The sequence below is a fragment of the Natrinema sp. LN54 genome, from assembly GCF_052439245.1.
GTDB lineage: Archaea > Halobacteriota > Halobacteria > Halobacteriales > Natrialbaceae > Natrinema > Natrinema versiforme_A.
This window is the reverse complement of the sequence record NZ_JBQVRP010000001.1, coordinates 513,869-530,495: the sequence shown is the minus strand read 5'-3', so window position 1 is coordinate 530,495 and position 16,627 is coordinate 513,869. Positions and strand designations below refer to the sequence as shown.

Here is a 16,627-nt window from a genome sequence, read left to right as displayed (position 1 = left end):
ATACGGCGGGTGCCGACCGCCGGCGGATCGTCAACCGGGCAAACGGGTGGGCGCTTCGAAATCCTTTTAGGCGCTACCCGGGGATAATAGGGTAACTGAGTGATATCATGGACGTCGACATCATCTCCGAAACGGAGAACCCCATGTTGCATCGAACGGACGTGACCTTCGAACTCGTCCACGAGGACGCCACGCCCTCCCGTCTGCAGGTTCGTGACAGCCTCGCGGCGAAGCTGAACAAGGACGCCGACGAGGTCGTCATCCGCACGCTCGACACCAAGTTCGGGATGCGCAAGACCGTCGGCCAGGCGAAAGTCTACGACACCGCCGACTACGCCCGCGACGTCGAGCAAGACCACATGCTCGAGCGAAACAAGATCGGCGCGGACGACGACGCCGAAGCAGAACCGGAGGAAGCCTAAATGGCGCGCTACGAACTCTACGGCGACGACGGCAGCACCGAGGGCGAACTGTGCCCCCGCTGTGGAGACGCCTTCCTCGCCGACCACGGCGACCGCAAACACTGCGGGAAGTGCAGCTACACCGAGTGGGAGTAGGCGCGATGTGGCGACCCGCGGCGGGTCGTACCGAACCGCGACCGGGCCCTGAGTCGGCCCGGCCGCGGGCGATACATCCGGTCTAACGCGATGTATCCACCACCGCAGATTCGTTCTAACCGTGAGTAACACCGCACGTATCCTCGGGATCGAAGGCACCGCGTGGGCCGCCAGCGCAGCCGTCTTCGACGCCGAGACCGACGACGTCTTCATCGAGAGCGACGCCTACCAGCCCGAGAGCGGCGGCATCCACCCCCGCGAGGCGGCCGAACACATGCACGACGCGATCCCGCGCGTCGTTGAGCGCGCACTCGAGCACGCCCGGGAAACCTACGACGGACCGGCGACGGAGCCGCCGATCGATGCCGTCGCCTTCTCGCGCGGCCCCGGGCTCGGTCCCTGCCTGCGGACCGTCGGCACGGCCGCTCGAGCACTGAGTCAAGCCCTCGACGTGCCGCTTATCGGCGTCAATCACATGGTGGCCCACCTCGAGATCGGCCGCCACTCCTCGGGCTTCGACTCGCCGGTCTGTCTCAACGCCAGCGGCGCGAACGCGCACTTACTGGCCTACCGCAACGGGCGCTACCGCGTGCTCGGGGAGACGATGGACACCGGCGTCGGCAACGCGATCGACAAGTTCACCCGCCACGTCGGCTGGTCTCACCCCGGCGGGCCGAAAGTCGAGGCGGCCGCCGAGGACGGGGAGTACGTCGATCTCCCCTACGTCGTCAAGGGGATGGACTTCTCGTTTTCGGGCATCATGAGCGCCGCGAAGCAAGCGTACGACGATGGGACGCCCGTTGAGGACATCTGCTACTCCCTCCAGGAGAACGTCTTCGGCATGCTCACGGAGGTCTCGGAGCGCGCCCTGTCGCTGACCGGCAGCGACGAACTCGTCCTCGGGGGCGGCGTCGGACAGAACGCCCGCCTGCGCGAGATGCTCACCGAAATGTGCGAACAGCGCGGGGCCGAGTTCCACGCGCCCGAGCCGCGATTCCTGCGGGACAACGCCGGCATGATCGCGGTGCTGGGTGCGAAGATGTACGCGGCGGGCGACACGCTCGCGCTCGAGGACTCGCGGGTCGACCCCGATTTCCGACCCGACCAGGTGCCCGTTAGCTGGCGGACCGACGAACCCGAACTCGCGGCCGGCCGCGGCGAGGATGCTGCGGACGAAAGTCAGGTCCGCGGCGCCGAAGCGCTCGTCTCCCTCGAGCCCGATGCGGGCCGCGTCACCAAGCGTCGCGAGGCGAAGACCTACCGCCACCCCGAACTCGACGACCGACTCCGCAGGGAGCGGACGACGCTCGAGGCTCGACTCACGAGCCTCGCGCGCCGGGAGGGAGTACCCACGCCGGTGCTCTCGGACGTCGATCCCCGCGAGTCGCGACTCGAACTCGAGTACGTCGGCGAGCGGGACCTCCGGGCGGGGCTGACGCCTGCGGGCGTCCGCGATGTCGGGCGACACCTCGCGCGGCTCCATCGGGCCGGCTTCGTCCACGGCGATCCGACGACGCGGAACGTTCGGGTCGACGACCGAACCTATCTCATCGACTTCGGTCTCGGCTACCACACCGACCACGTCGAGGACTACGCGATGGACCTGCACGTCTTCGATCAGAGCCTCGTCGGCACCGCCGACGATCCCGCCCCGCTCCGCGAGGCGGTCCGGGAGGGATATCGCGAAATCGGCGAGGAACGGGTGCTCGAGCGTTTACGCGAGGTCGAAGGGCGCGGCCGATATCAGGCTTAGTTCCGCTCGGTATCGCTGCACCCGGCCGCCGTCAGTCGCTCGCACCGATCGTCACGGCACACAATACTCTTATCAGGGGAGGACGTATCACCTGCCATGGCAGAGAAGCCGACTTCCGGTGAGATTCTTGGGGTCCCGTACAACTTCGAACGACCGAGCATCAGCCGCATGCTCTCGTCGTACTGGCAGCCCGGCGAAGGGATGCTCGTCGAGAAGCCCTTCGGCGTCGGCTACACCCTGAACCTCGCCAACTGGCGGTCGTGGATCGTCGTCGCCGTCGCCGGTGCGCTCCTCTGGCAACAGGAGTCGGGAGCCACCGAGGAAAGCGATGACACCGCGGACGAACCCGTAGAAGTCATCGTCGACGACAGCGAAACGGACGACTGAGCGTCGCTCAGCGCGATTTCTCTCGAGTACGTGTAGACTGCTGACTGCCCGAACAGGTGCTCGGCTCCCGATCGGCGGCCGAAGTCGGCCAACCGACGCCTATTTTCCGCCCCGGGACCCCGCCTCGTACATGACCGTTCGATTCGTCACCGGCAACGACGGGAAGGTTCGCGAGGCGCGGGAGTACCTCTCCGGGATCGAGCCCGTCGAGCAGATCGAGTACGACTACACCGAGGTCCAGAGCGACTCGCTCGCGGAGATCGCCGCACACGGTGCCGGCGAGGCCTACGCGGAACTGGGGAGCGACGAACCGGTGTTAGTCGACGACGCGGGCCTGTTCGTCGACGCGCTGGGCGGCTTTCCGGGACCGTACTCGGCCTACGTCGAGGACACCGTCGGCGTCGAGCGACTCTGGCGGCTCGCGAGCGAGGAGGAAAACCGGCGCGCGAAATTCCGAACCGTACTCGCCTACGCCGACGAGAACGGCACGGAGACCTTTTCCGGGTCGGTCGCCGGCACGCTCGTCGCGCCCCGCGGCGAGGGCGGGTTCGGCTACGACCCCATCTTCGAGTACAACGGCCAGACGATGGCGGAGATGAGTACGGAAGCAAAGAACGCGATCTCGCACCGCGGGCGCGCGCTGGCCGATTTCGCGGAGTGGTACGCCGGCCGCGACGAGTAACGGGCCGACTCGAGCGGTCGTCGTCCTCGAGCGGAACTCAGTCGTCGCTCTCGGCGGCGGCCGTCCCGGTCTCGTCGTCCGCGAGTTGCGAGTCGGTCTCGTCTTTCGCCTCGCTATCGACGCTGACGCCCTCCCAGTCCTGATCCGTGTGATAGCCCTCGCGTTCCTTCGCGCTCGGGGCGACGCGGATGAACTCGGCCTTTCGGCGCGCGTCGGCGACGGTGTGTCCGCCGCAGTAGGAGAGCCCCGACTGGATGCCGGCACAGAACTCACCGACGACGTCGGCGACCGGCCCCTTGTACGGCGTCAGGGCCTCGACGCCCTCGTCGGCGCGCACGTCGGCCTCCTTGTCGTCGCGGTTCTCGGCGGCCGTCGTGGTCGCCATGCCGCGCGAGCGCTTGTACCGATCGCCGTCGACTTCGACGACCGCGCCGGGCGCTTCCTCGGTGCCGGCGAGCAGACTCCCTAGCATCACGGTGTCAGCACCCGCCATCAGCGCCTTCGCCGCGTCGCCGGACGTGCGAATCCCGCCGTCGGCACAGATCGTCACGTCCAGGTCCTCGGCCGCCGTCGCGCAGTCGTCGACGGCGGTCAGCTGCGGGACGCCGGCACCCGCGACCTTCCGCGTGGTACAGTGGGAGCCGGGACCGATGCCGACTTTCACGCAGTCCGCGCCGGCGGCCGCCAGATCCGTGACACCCTCCGGCGTCGCGACGTTGCCGGCGACGAGGTCCGTCGACGGGAACTCCTCCCGGAGCGTTTCGACGGCCTCGAGCGTTCGCTCGAGGTGGCCGTGAGCCACGTCGACGACGAGCGCGTCGACGCCGGCCTCGACGAGCGCGGCGCTGCGGTCGACGTAGTCCTCGTTGATGCCCACCGCGGCGGCCACCCGTTCGCCGGCGGCTTTCACTTTCTCGACTTGTGCCGACTGCTCGTCGGCAGTGAGGAATCTGTGCAAGACGCCGAGGCCGCCGGCTCGAGAGAGTTCGATCGCCAGTTCGGCCTCCGTGACGGTGTCCATCGCGGCGGAGACGACCGGCGTGTCCAACTCGAGGTTCGGCGTGAACGGCGTCGAGAGGTCGACGTCGCTGCGGCTGTCGACGGGCGAGCGGTTCGGGACGAGGAGCACGTCACCGTAGCTCAATCCCGTGCGGAGATCGTTCATAACCCCTCAACACTCGGGGCTCGCCTCGCATAAGGGTGTCGGCAGCCGAACGGCACTGCAGAGCGGCGCTGCAAACCGGTCCTCAACCGGCCGATCGCAGTCGGACGGTGTGGCCGCTACGCTCGCGGGTCCCGATCCGGCCCCGGGTAGTCGCCGCCCTCGACGACCGCGTACAGGCTCTCGGGATCGAACAGCGTCGCGAACGCGTCCGGCGGGCGGACGCTGACGGAGACGCGGGGCTGCAGGGTCAGCCCGGCCTCTGCCGATCGAAGCCGCTCGTCGTAGGAAAGCAGGTGTGCCGCCTCGCCCCGATAGGCCGAGGCCAGTGCGGGGTGGTCGCCCTCGGGTTGCTCGACCGCGATACGCTCGGCCTCGAGTCGTTCCCGGTGGTCGGCGGCAAGATCGGCGTCGGCGAGGCTCGTCACGAGTCGCTCCGTTTCCTCGAGCAGCGGATCGCTCGCGATCAGTTCGACCCACGAGTGGCGGCGAACGTGGTCCAGCGCCTCGCGCGCGTCGCCACCCACGAGGAGATCCGCCGCGAGCACGTCGGCGTCCGCGACGACGCGGGCGGGGTTCGGTTCGTCTCGCTCAGGCATCGTCGTCCTCCCGGATCGACTCGCGTTCGGTTCGGATTCGCTCGAGGTCGCCGTCGTACGCCGCCCCGCGGTCGAACAGGTCGGCCCAACTCGCGCTCATTGGCGGCCGTTGGAACCACGGAACAAAAGGTCGTCCGGCTCGGGCGGACGGCGGCGGCGGTTCGATCAGACTCCTCGAGCGGACCGCGACAGCAGCCAGAACGCGACGGTTCCGAGGACGAACGCGACCCCGACGTTGCCCACGAGCCCGACGACCCCGACCGCCGTGACGACCGCGAGCGAGCGACGACCGTCGACGGGCGCGAACGCGGCGCGGCCGAGTTCGAGCGCCACGACGACGAGCAACACGCCCAGAATCGCCGTCGGGAAGGCCGCGAGCACGGCACCCGCAGCGACCAGCGCGAGCGCGAGGTAGCCGATCCCCAACAGGACGTTCGCGCCGCCGGTTCGCGCGCCGAAGGCGTACTTCCCGGCGAGGCCGCCGCTGCCGTGACACATCGGCACCCCGCCGAGCGGGATCGACGCGAGGCAGGTGACGCCCATGCTCTGCGAGAGGTCGTCCGGCGACACGTCCCGATCGTAGAGGTCGCCACAGAGCAGGGCGGTCGCGATCGCCGCGTTCCCGACCGTCATCCCCAACTGGGCGACGGTCCCCTCGAGCGCGGCGGCGCTGAGCGACGGCGCTCCGGCGGGAAAGACAGCGAGATCGGGGACCGCCGGCGTCGGAACGCCGGCTGTCACGACGGCCGCGACCGCGCCGAGTCCGAGCACGACGAGCACGCTCGCCTGCCGGTAGCCGACGAGCGCCAGCAGGCCAACGACGACCAGCCCGCCCGCCGCCATCGGGGGGTTTCCGAGCGAGAGGTCGACGGCCGCCTCGAGCAGGAGCAGCGCTACGGCGAGTTGCACCCCGCGGATGACCGGCTCGCCGACGACCCGCTCGAGCCGACCGACGAGTCCGAGCCGGCCGACGACGAGCAAGACGCCGCCGGCGAGCAACCCGGCGGCGGCGAGTTCGGCGTAGGAGAGCGTGCCGACGATGGCCAGCCCGACCAGCGCCTTCATCGGCTCGACGGAGAGCGGCATCCCGTAGTACAGCCCCCAGACGATCTGGAAGCCGCCGAAGCCGACCAACACGTGGGGCAGCGAAACGCTCGTCGTTGCAGCCAGCGCGACCAGCAGCGGCAATACCGTAACCGAATCACCTAGCGCACCCGTGAGTTCGCTCGCGGAAAACTCGAGGTCGGCGTCGGTCGGTGACCGGAACGAGTACGCCATCTATCCCGGGTAACTCGGCGACATCCTTCACTCTTGTCCGTAATCAAACTGGGTTTCGATCCCGGAAAGACGTTAGGGGATTTGGTTTCGAACCGTCGAATGACTGGCCCGTGTGACAGGTCCGTGTTGAGCGACGGGTACCGACCCGCAGCGACGGGTATCGCATCACGGGGCCGGCGTCACCGATCGTCTCTTCACAGGTAGGTAACGCTACCGTTGCCGCACGTGTTCGCCCGGCTGGAGCCCCAGAGCGGTGGTCTCGAGTCCCGGTTGCAACCCGCATTCGGGAGCTCGCGGCGACGAACCACTACGGATAAGGCGGCCGCCCGGGATCGATTAGCCGTGAGCGACCTCGGAAAAATCGATCGCGCGTTCTTCGACCGGCACGTCGCACCGAACCTCGGTGCCGACCGCGACGACGTCGCCGTCGGCCCGACTCACGGCGTCGATTTCGGCGTCCTCGATATCGGCGGGCAGGCGCTGGTCACCGCCACCGATCCGCTCTCGATCCTACCGGCAATCGGCCTCGAGCGGGCGGCCCGGTTCGCCCTCGACCTCGTGCTCGCCGACGTGGCCGTCAGCGGCGTCGCCCCGTCGCACCTCTCGATCTGTTTCACCCTCCCGGAGGGGCTGACCGACGAGGAGTTCGCGACGGTCTGGGAGACGATTCACGCGGAGTGTGCGGACCTCGGCGTCGCCGTCGTGACGGGGCACACGGCCCGCTATTCCGATGTCTCGCATCCGTGGGTCGGCGCTGCGACCGCGATGGGCGTCGGCGACCACGACGACATCGTCCGGCCCGACGGTGCCCGCCCCGGCGACCGACTCCTCCTGACGAACGGCCCGGCCGTCGAGTCGGTCGGCCTCCTGACCACCCTCTTCGGCGACCGGCTCGAGCTCCCCGACGACGTGATCGCGGCCGGTCGGGACCGCCTCGAGGAGGTGTTCGCCGTCCGAGATGCCCTCACGGCGGCTGCGTCGGGCCCGGTGACGGCGATGCACGACGTGACCGAAGGCGGCCTCGCCGGCGCGTGCAACGAGATGGCCGACGGCGCGGGCGCTCGGTTCGCGGTCGATCGCGCGGCCGTCCCGATGCGTCCCGGCGTCCGCGAGGTCTGTGACCACCTCGGGTTCGACCCGTGGGCGGCGACCAGTTGCGGCTCCCTGCTGCTCGCCGTCGATCCCGACGGCGTCGACGACGTGCGCGCAGCACTCGCGGAGCGAGACACTCCGGTCGCCGACATCGGCCGCGTCGAGGCCGCCGATGACGGCGGGAGCGAGGTGCTCGTCGACGGCGAGCGACTCGAGCACCCGTCCGTCGATCCGTCGTGGGACGCCTACGCCGCGTTGGCCGCCGACGCGGCCGACGACTCCGATTCGTAACGGCTGGGGGAGGGGTTCATGTCGGCTCGAGTCTGACCCTCTACCGCACGCGCTCTCACGGTTCCGTCCGCTGGTCTCCGGGTTCGGGAGGACTCTCATCCTCGCTGACCATCATCGCTTAGTATAACCGGGGAATACGGTTCGCTATGAGAACACCAGCACCCGAGAGTCGACCGGTCGCGCTGACGATCGCCGGCAGCGACTCCGGCGGCGGCGCGGGGATTCAGGCCGACCTCGCGACGATGGCCGCCCACGGCGTCTTCGGTACGTCCGCGATCACGGCCGTCACCGCCCAGAACACCCGCGGCGTCGAGTCTTCGTTCGTCCTCCCGATCGAGGAGATCGAGGCCCAGCTCGCGGCCGTCACCGACGACTTCGCGGTCGGCGCGGCGAAGACGGGGATGCTCGCGACGACCGAGGTCATCGAAACCGTCGCGAACCGCGCCGGCGAGTTCGACTTCCCGCTGGTGGTCGACCCCGTGATGGTCGCGACCTCCGGCGACCGCCTGTTAGAGCCCGAGGCCGAGCGCGCCTACGAGGACTTACTCGGCGCGGCGACGCTGGTGACGCCGAACGCCGACGAGGCCGAGGTACTGACCGATATCGCGGTCACCGACGAGGAGAGCGCCCGCGAGGCCGGCGAGGCGATCCTCGAGACCGGCGTCGATGCGGTCCTCGTCAAGGGCGGTCACGTCCCCGGCGAGCAGGTCCGGGACGTGCTCGTCACCGACGCCACCACCCGAGCGTTCGAGCACCCCCGCGTCGGCACCGACGCGACCCACGGCTCCGGCTGTGCCCTCGCCGCCGCGATCGCGGCCCGCCTCGCGAAGGGCGAACCCCTCGAGACCGCCGTCGAGGGCGCGACCGACTTCCTCGCCCGCGCGGTGCGGTACTACTACGACGTGGGCGAGGGCCACGGCGCGGTCAACCACGTGGCGCCGCTGCGAAACGAGGCCGCTCGAGAGCTGACCGCCGAGGAGGTCCACGCCGTCGTCGACCGGTTGGTCGACGCCGACGCCTCGGCGCTCGTTCCCGAGGTCGGCATGAACGTCGTCGGCGCGACGCCCTACGCCGAGTCCGTCGCCGAGACCGCCGCCGTCGAGGGCCGGATCACGCGGACGCTCTCCGGAATACAGCCCAACCGCGGGGTCCGGTTCGGAGCCTCGAGTCACGTCGCCCGCTTCCTCCTCTCGGCGCGGGAGTTCGTCCCCGACCTCCGGTTCGCGGTCAACTGCCGGTTCGACGCGGACGTAGAGACGGCGCTCGAGTCCCTCGAGTGGCCGACTGCGGAGTACGACCGCGGGGAACAGCCTGACGCCGTCGCGGACACGAAGGGCAGCACGATGGGCTGGGGTGCCCGGCAGGCCTTCGCGGACCGCGACGAGCCGCCCGCGGCCGTCGTCGACCGCGGCGAGGTCGGGAAGGAGGCGCTCGTCAAACTCGTCGCCGAGGACCCCGAAACGCTCGCTGAGCGGGCGCTGGCGCTCGAGGAGGCGGTGACCGAATGAGCGCCGCCGAACGCGACGCGACCGATCTCGAGGTCGGGCTGCTCCTCCCGCAGTACGGGACCGAGATCGGGACGGTTCGAGACGCCGCCCTCAAGGCCGAATCGCTGGGCTACGACGCGGTCTGGCTCGAGGACCACTTCCAGTCGTGGATCGGCGATCCACGGCGGGCCACCCACGAGTGTTGGACGACCCTGAGCGCCGTCGCCGAGGCGACCGACCGGATTCGGCTCGGCACGCTCGTCACGAGCCAGTCCTATCGGCATCCGGCGCTGCTCGCGAAGATGGCCGCGACGGTCGATCGCGTGAGCGACGGCCGGCTCGAACTCGGGTTGGGCGGGGGCTGGTACGCGGACGAGTACGACCGCTTCGGCTACGAGTTCCGGGAGCCGCCGGCCGAACGCCTCCGCCGGCTCGCCGAGACCGTCGGGATCCTGCAGGGGCTCTGGACCAACGAAACGTACAGCCACGAGGGCGAGCACCTCGAGATCGACCTCGAAAATGCGTTCTGCGAACCCCAGCCGGTCCAAGAGCCTCACCCGCCGATCTGGATCGGCGGCGGGGGCGAGGACTTCACCCTGCGCTACACCGCCGAACTGGCCGACGGCTGGAACTACGGCACCCTCGAGCCCGAGGGCTTCGCGGAGAAACTCGAGGTGTTGCGCGACCACTGCGAGAGCGAGGCCCGGTACGACGAGATCCGCAAATCCGCCGAACTGTTCGTCTTCGTCGGCGAGACGACCGAGGCAGCCGCTGAAAAGCGCGAGGCCTTCCGGGACGAGTTCCTGTCCGACGGTCCCAGCGAGCCCCGCGAGTTCTTCCTCTCGGGCTACCTCGAGACGGCCCCCACCGGGACCCCGGCCGAGGTCCGCGACCGGCTGGCGGACTACGCCGACGCCGGCATCGAGGAGGTCATGCTCGCGGTGCCGAACGCGGCCGACGACGGGGACGAGAGCCTGTCCCTGCTGGCCGACGAACTGCTCGCGTAGCTGGCGGGGCCGGCTCGCGCCGCGCCGATTCGGCGCTCGAGAACCGATACCTAATTTTCGGTGGGGCTGGTACCCCGGCGCATGGTCGAGAGTCCGTTCGACGCGACTATCGAAGTCGGCGAAGTGATCGACGCCGAACCGTTCCCCGAGGCAGAGAAGCCGGAGATGACGAAACTGTGGATCGACCTCGGCGACGAGGAGATCCAGTCCGCCGCGCAACTCGATTACCACTACGACGCCGCCGACCTCGAGGGGCGGCAGGTGCTGTGTGCGACGAACCTCGGCTCGGTGCGGATCGCCGGTTTCAAATCCGAGGCTCTGACCGTCGGCGTTCCCGGCGAGGAGGGGTATCCCGTGCTGGTGTCGCCCGACGAGGACGTGCCGCTGGGCGGACCGTTGTACTGACTCGGGCTCGAGGGTGTCCGTTCGCTTGCCCTGCCAACCAGACCGAATCGATCCGATTTCCCCCGGTGAGACCGGTTTAACTAGACAATAAGTATAGTCACGGGTCGCCACGGAACACACGTGGCGAGGCGGGGCAGATCCGGTCGTTGCCAACCGACCCGTCTGATCATCCGAGACATCATCGCCCCGCTCGCCACGGATCGGATATCGTTCCACCGTCAACCCCTCCCCCCTCGATTCCGATCCTCCATCACCTACCACAGCGCCGAACTGATTCGACGTCGGCTTCCGGCCGACGTTTTCGCGAGGCTCCTCCCCCGCTGAGCGACGCGCCTCGTCGCTGATCGACCACGTTCACCGCGGATCCCGCAGGGTTTTTGCGGTGGAGGGACAGTCACCGGATATGACCGAGGCGACGGGTATCGTCGGAGAGTTCTTCTCGTTGAAGGAGGGAACCGACGCCGAACTACTGGCGATGCAGTGTGGTGACTTCTACGAATTCTTCGGCGAGGACGCCGAGATCGTCAGCGAGGAACTCGATCTCAAAGTCTCCCAGAAGTCCTCCCACGGCTCGTCGTACCCCATGGCCGGCGTACCGGTCGATGACCTGACGCCCTATCTCAAGGCCTTAGTCGAGCGCGGCTACCGCGTCGCCGTCGCCGACCAGTACGAGACCGACTCCGGCCACGCCCGCGAGATCGTCCGCGTGGTGACCCCCGGCACCCTGCTCGAGACCAGCGACGCCGACGCCCAGTACCTCGCGGCGGTCGTCGACGGCGGTGACGACGCCTACGGACTCGCCTTCGCGGACGTGACGACCGGCCGATTCCTCGTGGCGGCGGCCGACGACGCCGACGACGCGCTGACGGAGTTGTACCGGTTCGATCCGGTCGAAGTGCTGCCGGGGCCCGACGTTCGGGCGGACGACGACCTGTTGAATCAGGTTCGCGAGCGCATCGGCGCGACGCTCACGCTCCACGAGACCGAAGCCTTCGCGCCCAAGCGAGCGAGACACGGGGTTCGCGAGCAGTTCGGTGCCGAAACCGTCGAGCGGCTGTCGGTCGGCGAGCCGACGATCGCCGCGGCCGGCGCGATCCTCTCCTACGTCGAGGAAACCGGTGCGGGCGTCCTCGCCTCGATGACCCGCATTCAGGCCCACCACGGCGACGACCACGTCACGCTGGACGCGACCACGCAGCGCAACCTCGAGCTCACCGAGACCATGCAGGGCGAGCGCGACGGCTCGCTGTTCGCGACGATCGATCACACCGAAACCAGCGCCGGCGGCCGCCTGTTGAAGGAGTGGCTCCAGCGCCCGCGGCGCTCGCTCGAGACCCTCGAGCGGCGACAGGAGTCCGTCGCCGCGCTCTCGACGGCGGCGCTCGCACGCGACGAGTTACAGGATTCCCTCGGCGAGGCGTACGATCTGGCGCGACTGGCCTCGAAGGCGACCCACGGCAGCGCGGACGCGCGAGACTTGCTCGCGGTCCGGGACACGCTGGCAGTGCTCCCCGAACTGGCCGATAGTATCGCGTCGAACCCGGATCTGGCCGACTCGCCGCTCTCGGAAATCGTCGACCGGCCGGATCGGGACGCCGCGAGCGAGCTTCGGGAAACTCTCGAGGAGGCTATCGCCGAGGAACCGCCCTCGACGGTGACCCAAGGGGAACTCCTCCAGCGGGGGTACGACGCCGACCTCGACGAGGTGATCGAGCGCCACGAGGAACTCAAGGAGTGGCTCGACACCCTCGCCGAGCGCGAGAAGGGACAGTACGGCCTGTCCCACGTCACCGTCGACCGGAACAAGACCGACGGCTACTACGTTCAGGTCGGCAAGTCCGCCGCCGACGGCGTTCCGGACCACTACGAGGAGATCAAGACGCTCAAGAACTCCAAGCGCTTCACCACCGACGAACTCGAGGAGAAGGAACGCGAAATCCTCCGGCTCGAGGAACGGCGCGGCGAACTCGAGTACGAACTCTTCGAGGAACTCCGCGAGACAGTCGCCGCGCGGGCCGAACTGCTACAAGATGTCGGCCGGGCGCTGGCGACGGTCGACGCGCTCTCGAGTCTGGCGACCCACGCGGCCGAGAACCGGTGGGTCAAGCCGGACCTGCACCGCGGCGATCGACTCGCGCTCGAGCAGGGTCGCCACCCGGTCGTCGAGCAGACGACCGAATTCGTCCCGAACGACGTTCGAATGGACGAGGATCGTGGCTTCCTCGTCGTCACCGGCCCGAACATGTCCGGGAAATCGACGTACATGCGACAGGTCGCCTGTATCGTCTTGCTCGCGCAGGTCGGGAGCTTCGTCCCGGCGAAGGAGGCCGAGATCGGTCTCGTCGACGGCATCTTCACCCGCGTCGGCGCGTTAGACGAACTCGCACAGGGCCGGTCGACGTTCATGGTCGAGATGAGCGAACTCTCGAACATCCTCCACACCGCGACCGAGGAGTCCCTGGTCATCTTAGACGAGGTCGGCCGCGGGACCGCGACCTACGACGGGATCTCGATCGCGTGGGCGGCGACGGAGTACCTGCACAACGAGGTGCAGGCGAAGACCCTCTTCGCGACCCACTACCACGAACTGACCGGGCTCGCGGAGAACCTCCCCCGCGTCGCCAACGTCCACGTCGCCGCGGACGAGCGCGACGGCGAGGTGACGTTCCTCCGGACGGTCCGTGACGGCCCGACCGACCGGTCCTACGGGATCCACGTCGCCGACCTCGCGGGGGTGCCCGACCCCGTCGTCGACCGCTCGAGAGACGTCCTCGAGCGCCTGCGCGAGGAGAAGGCCATCGAGGCCAAGGGCGGGACCGCGAGCGAGCCGGTACAGGCCACGTTCGATCTGGGGAGCGGAACGATGCGGATGCAGGACGGGAGTAACTCGCAAACCTCCACACAGACGGCGTCGACCGACGGCGGTCCCGCGGAGGCCGACGCCGCGGACGCGGCGATCGGCCCCGAGAGCGAAGCCGTCCTCGAGGACCTCGAGTCGCTGGACGTGAACACGACGCCGCCGATCGAACTCGTCTCGAAAGTCCAGCAGTTACAGGAGCGACTTGAGGACGCCACCCGGTCCGAGTGACGCGGTAACACACCGTCTTTCCGGTGAATCGCCGCAGATTGACGGCGGGGCGATTGCGCCGCCGTGATCGCGACCGCATAGCAGCCCGTTTTCGCCGTCGATCACCGTGCGAGTCGGTGGGAGACATCGTTCGGAGTGCTCCGATAGCGACCGTTTTACGTCCACTTTCACTGCGCTTGGCTCCCCCTTACGTTCGCACAGCCCGTGTCGTCTATACCGCAATCGCGTCGCTCACAACGGGCCGAACGGGGTCAGTCTGCGAGCGAGCGAACCCCCGGCAGGCGAACCGCGGATCGTTCCCGCGGCGGGGCTTCGGGCGACCGCCTGAGACACACCATGCCCGACGAAACTGAGTCTACGACCGACGGAGACGGAGCGACGAGCAAGTACGCCGGCAATCCGGACGGCGAGCGATTCACGAAAATCAGCGGGGCCGAGTACGACCGCGTCAACGAGTTCCTCAAAGCGCGGACGTCGTTCACCGCGCGAGAGTGGGCTATCGCCCGCGCCTGTCAGGACTTTCGCACCCCAACCGGCGTCCCGATGCAGACGGTCGGCGAGAACCTCCCCGATCTCGTCCCCTTCATGGACGATACCTACTCGGGACAGTCCGTCGGCAGCGCGAAACACCGGTTCGACGAGAAGGTCCAGAACGCGGCGAACACGATGCTGTACGGCGCGCTCTCCGGGTTCTACACGGCCGACGAACTCGACGCGATCCTCTACGAGGCCGTCGAGACCGCGAAACTCCTGATCGAAACCGAGGGCGGCACGATCGACCTCGAGACCGAGGAGCGCGTCGAGTCTCGACTCGCCGAGTCCATGCGCGAGGTTCGAGCGACGAGCCGGGAGGTATCGGCCGAGCTCGCTGACGAGAGCGATACCGACGAGAGCGACTCCGAAACCCGCGGAGCCGAAGCGAGCGTGGACTGAGACCGCTCGAGGGACGCCTGTCACCGATTCGCGGGACGAATCGGATCGGTACAAGTCAGTCCGAACGGGGCGGGTCGGTCGCGTCCGGCTACCCGTGAACGGAGCCGGTCGACTCCCGTTCGTTGCTGTCGGCGGGGCCCGCTTCGGGGTGGTACTCCCCGATCACGACGTTCACCGCCACGCCGACGAGGAGGACGAACGAGGTCCCGTAGAGCCAGATGAGCAGGAGGATGACCGCACCGAACGTGTCGAACGTGCCGACGGTGTTCACGAGGTCCGCGTAGACGCCGAACAGCGCCTCGAGGACGACCCAGCCCGCGGCGGCGATGAGGGTCCCGGGAAGGGCCTCCCGCGCCGAGACGTCCGGTTCGGGGAAGACGTAGTAGATGGGGAAGAACGCGACGACCAGGCCACAGAACAGGACGAGCGGGGTCACTGCGACGACGACGGGATGGTTCACCGTCGCCAGCGTCGCCGTCGCGAAACTGACACCGGTGGTGGCGATCACGATGGCGAGGAAGACCACGATACCGTCGACGAACTTGCCCGAAACGGAGCGCTCTCCCGCGCCGTACAGTTCGTCGAACGCGGTGTTCAACCCCCGGAAGATGCGCAGCATGCCCCACAGCAGCGAGACGATTCCGATGAGCGACGCCCCGGCCCGCTTGGACGCGTGGGTCAGCGCCTCGTAGACGAGTCCCTGACCGGCGGGACTGAGGTGGTCTCGAGCCACCGCGACGATCTGTTCGGTCAGGTAGTCGTTACCGACCGCGCCGGCGACGATAAAGAGGAGGAGCAAGAGCGGTAGCAGGGAGAGAAAGGCGGCGTGGGCGATGCTCCCCGCCATGAACGTCACGTTGTGCTCGTCGACGACGGCCACCACATCTCGAGCGACGGAGCGGGTCCGTCGCAGATCCATACCGTCCGGACGGCTGCGGGCAGCAAAAGCGCGGCGCTGGCACTCGCCATCGGAGTCGTCGACGCCGGACAGCGACGGCTCGGCTGGCGCGAATGATGCCGAGCGGCGACGCTACTCGAGAGCCATCGGAAGCGTTTTGCAACGCTGGGTTGCCCGTTAGCACGATGCACGAAGCAGACTTCGACGTCGCGGGCAAGACCGCGATCGTCACCGGTGCGAGCCAGGGAATCGGCCGCGCGATCGCGGAGACGCTCGCGGCCAGCGGCGCGGACGTGGCGATCTGTTCGCGCTCGATGGATCGCGTCGGGCCGGTCGCCGAGGGGATCACCGAGGATGCGGACGCGGGCGACGCGCTCGCCGTCGAGTGCAACGTCCGCGAGCGCGAGCAGGTTCAGAATCTGGTCGACGAAACGGTCGCGGAGTTCGGCGATATAGATATCCTCGTCAACAACGCCGGCGGGGAGTTCGTCGCCCCGTTCGAGGACATCTCCGCGAACGGCTGGGAGACCATCGTCGACCTCAACCTGAACAGCACGGTCCACTGCACGCAACTCGCCGGCGAGGTCATGCGCGAGGGGTCGGGCGGCGTCATCATCAACCTCTCGAGCGTGAACGGCCAGCACGCGGCCCCGGGCGAGAGCCACTACGGCGCGTCGAAGGCGGCGATCATCCGGCTGACCGAGACGCTGGCCGTCGAGTGGGCCGAAGACGGCATCCGCGTCAACTGCGTCGCGCCCGGCCTGATCCAGACCCCCGGCGTCGCCGAGACGCTCGGCATCGACAGCGAGGACATGCCGCCCCGCGAGGAGACCGACCGCCGCATCGGCCACGCGGAGGAGATCGCCGACGTGATCCAGTTCCTCGCGAGCCCCGCCGCCTCCTTCATGAACGGCGAGACGGTGACGGCGAAGGGCGTTCCGCGCGCCGGCAACTCGATGTCGCAGGATCTGGGCCTCGAGGACTGACGGCGGGCTCGAGCGGCCGTCA

General features: G+C 68.5%; 16 protein-coding genes. 12 read left to right on the top strand and 4 right to left on the bottom strand.

What is annotated here, in order from left to right; genetic code table 11:
• The first annotated feature begins 107 nt into the window (after positions 1-107).
• From ACT4ML_RS02680 to ACT4ML_RS02660, 5 genes are all read left to right on the top strand, one after another.
• Positions 108-422 (top strand): 30S ribosomal protein S24e, encoded by a 315-nt coding sequence (locus ACT4ML_RS02680; protein ID WP_444719472.1) that lies wholly within the window; start codon positions 108-110, stop codon positions 420-422.
• Positions 423-557, top strand: a complete 135-nt coding sequence (locus ACT4ML_RS02675) for a 30S ribosomal protein S27ae (protein WP_138244004.1) — start codon at positions 423-425, stop codon at positions 555-557.
• 121 nt (positions 558-678) lie between these two features.
• The gene (locus tag ACT4ML_RS02670) at positions 679-2,310 is read left to right on the top strand and encodes a bifunctional N(6)-L-threonylcarbamoyladenine synthase/serine/threonine protein kinase (protein WP_444719471.1); all 1,632 of its coding nucleotides are present in this window, start codon (positions 679-681) and stop codon (positions 2,308-2,310) included.
• Positions 2,311-2,406: 96 nt separating this feature from the next.
• A complete protein-coding gene (locus tag ACT4ML_RS02665) occupies positions 2,407-2,697 on the top strand; it encodes a DUF5808 domain-containing protein (protein WP_444719470.1) in 291 nt (96 codons plus the stop codon).
• Between the two features lie 130 nt (positions 2,698-2,827).
• Positions 2,828-3,379 carry an XTP/dITP diphosphatase gene (locus ACT4ML_RS02660; protein ID WP_444719469.1) on the top strand — a complete coding sequence of 184 codons (552 nt, stop codon included), beginning with the start codon at positions 2,828-2,830 and terminating at the stop codon, positions 3,377-3,379.
• Positions 3,380-3,416: 37 nt separating this feature from the next.
• Here the strand turns inward: ACT4ML_RS02660 and ACT4ML_RS02655 are convergent, their stop codons facing one another.
• The 3 genes from ACT4ML_RS02655 to ACT4ML_RS02645 form a co-directional block, all read right to left on the bottom strand.
• Complete coding sequence (locus tag ACT4ML_RS02655) at positions 3,417-4,544, bottom strand: guanosine monophosphate reductase (RefSeq protein ID WP_444719468.1); 1,128 nt, start codon at positions 4,542-4,544, stop codon at positions 3,417-3,419.
• Positions 4,545-4,660: 116 nt separating this feature from the next.
• A complete protein-coding gene (locus ACT4ML_RS02650) occupies positions 4,661-5,140 on the bottom strand; it encodes a DUF7384 family protein (RefSeq protein WP_444719467.1) in 480 nt (159 codons plus the stop codon).
• 165 nt (positions 5,141-5,305) lie between these two features.
• Entirely contained in the window at positions 5,306-6,418 is a 1,113-nt protein-coding gene (locus ACT4ML_RS02645; protein ID WP_444719466.1) for a putative sulfate/molybdate transporter, read from the bottom strand.
• Positions 6,419-6,760: 342 nt separating this feature from the next.
• Between ACT4ML_RS02645 and ACT4ML_RS02640 the strand changes: the two genes are divergently transcribed.
• The 6 genes from ACT4ML_RS02640 (at position 6,761) to ACT4ML_RS02615 (ending at position 14,721) form a co-directional block, all read left to right on the top strand.
• Positions 6,761-7,801: an AIR synthase family protein gene (locus ACT4ML_RS02640; protein WP_444719465.1), complete on the top strand. Its 1,041-nt coding sequence runs from the start codon at positions 6,761-6,763 to the stop codon at positions 7,799-7,801.
• A gap of 146 nt (positions 7,802-7,947) precedes the next feature.
• Entirely contained in the window at positions 7,948-9,309 is a 1,362-nt protein-coding gene (thiD, locus tag ACT4ML_RS02635; protein WP_444719464.1) for a bifunctional hydroxymethylpyrimidine kinase/phosphomethylpyrimidine kinase, read from the top strand.
• On the top strand, positions 9,306-10,295 hold the full coding sequence (locus ACT4ML_RS02630; RefSeq protein ID WP_444719463.1) for a TIGR03560 family F420-dependent LLM class oxidoreductase: 990 nt from the start codon (positions 9,306-9,308) through the stop codon (positions 10,293-10,295). Before thiD ends, ACT4ML_RS02630 begins: the two co-directional genes overlap by 4 nt.
• 81 nt (positions 10,296-10,376) lie before the next feature.
• The gene (locus tag ACT4ML_RS02625; protein WP_138244014.1) at positions 10,377-10,700 is read left to right on the top strand and encodes a tRNA-binding protein; all 324 of its coding nucleotides are present in this window, start codon (positions 10,377-10,379) and stop codon (positions 10,698-10,700) included.
• 403 nt (positions 10,701-11,103) lie between these two features.
• On the top strand, positions 11,104-13,788 hold the full coding sequence (mutS, locus tag ACT4ML_RS02620) for a DNA mismatch repair protein MutS (RefSeq protein ID WP_444719462.1): 2,685 nt from the start codon (positions 11,104-11,106) through the stop codon (positions 13,786-13,788).
• A gap of 336 nt (positions 13,789-14,124) precedes the next feature.
• Positions 14,125-14,721, top strand: a complete 597-nt coding sequence (locus tag ACT4ML_RS02615; protein WP_444719461.1) for a DUF5806 family protein — start codon at positions 14,125-14,127, stop codon at positions 14,719-14,721.
• 88 nt (positions 14,722-14,809) lie between these two features.
• On the opposite strand, the gene ACT4ML_RS02610 is transcribed toward ACT4ML_RS02615, so the two are convergent.
• The gene (locus ACT4ML_RS02610; RefSeq protein WP_444719460.1) at positions 14,810-15,640 is read right to left on the bottom strand and encodes a YihY/virulence factor BrkB family protein; all 831 of its coding nucleotides are present in this window, start codon (positions 15,638-15,640) and stop codon (positions 14,810-14,812) included.
• 164 nt (positions 15,641-15,804) lie between these two features.
• On the opposite strand from ACT4ML_RS02610, the gene ACT4ML_RS02605 reads away from it, so the two are divergent.
• Positions 15,805-16,605, top strand: a complete 801-nt coding sequence (locus tag ACT4ML_RS02605) for an SDR family NAD(P)-dependent oxidoreductase (RefSeq protein WP_444719459.1) — start codon at positions 15,805-15,807, stop codon at positions 16,603-16,605.
• Positions 16,606-16,627 lie beyond the last annotated feature (22 nt).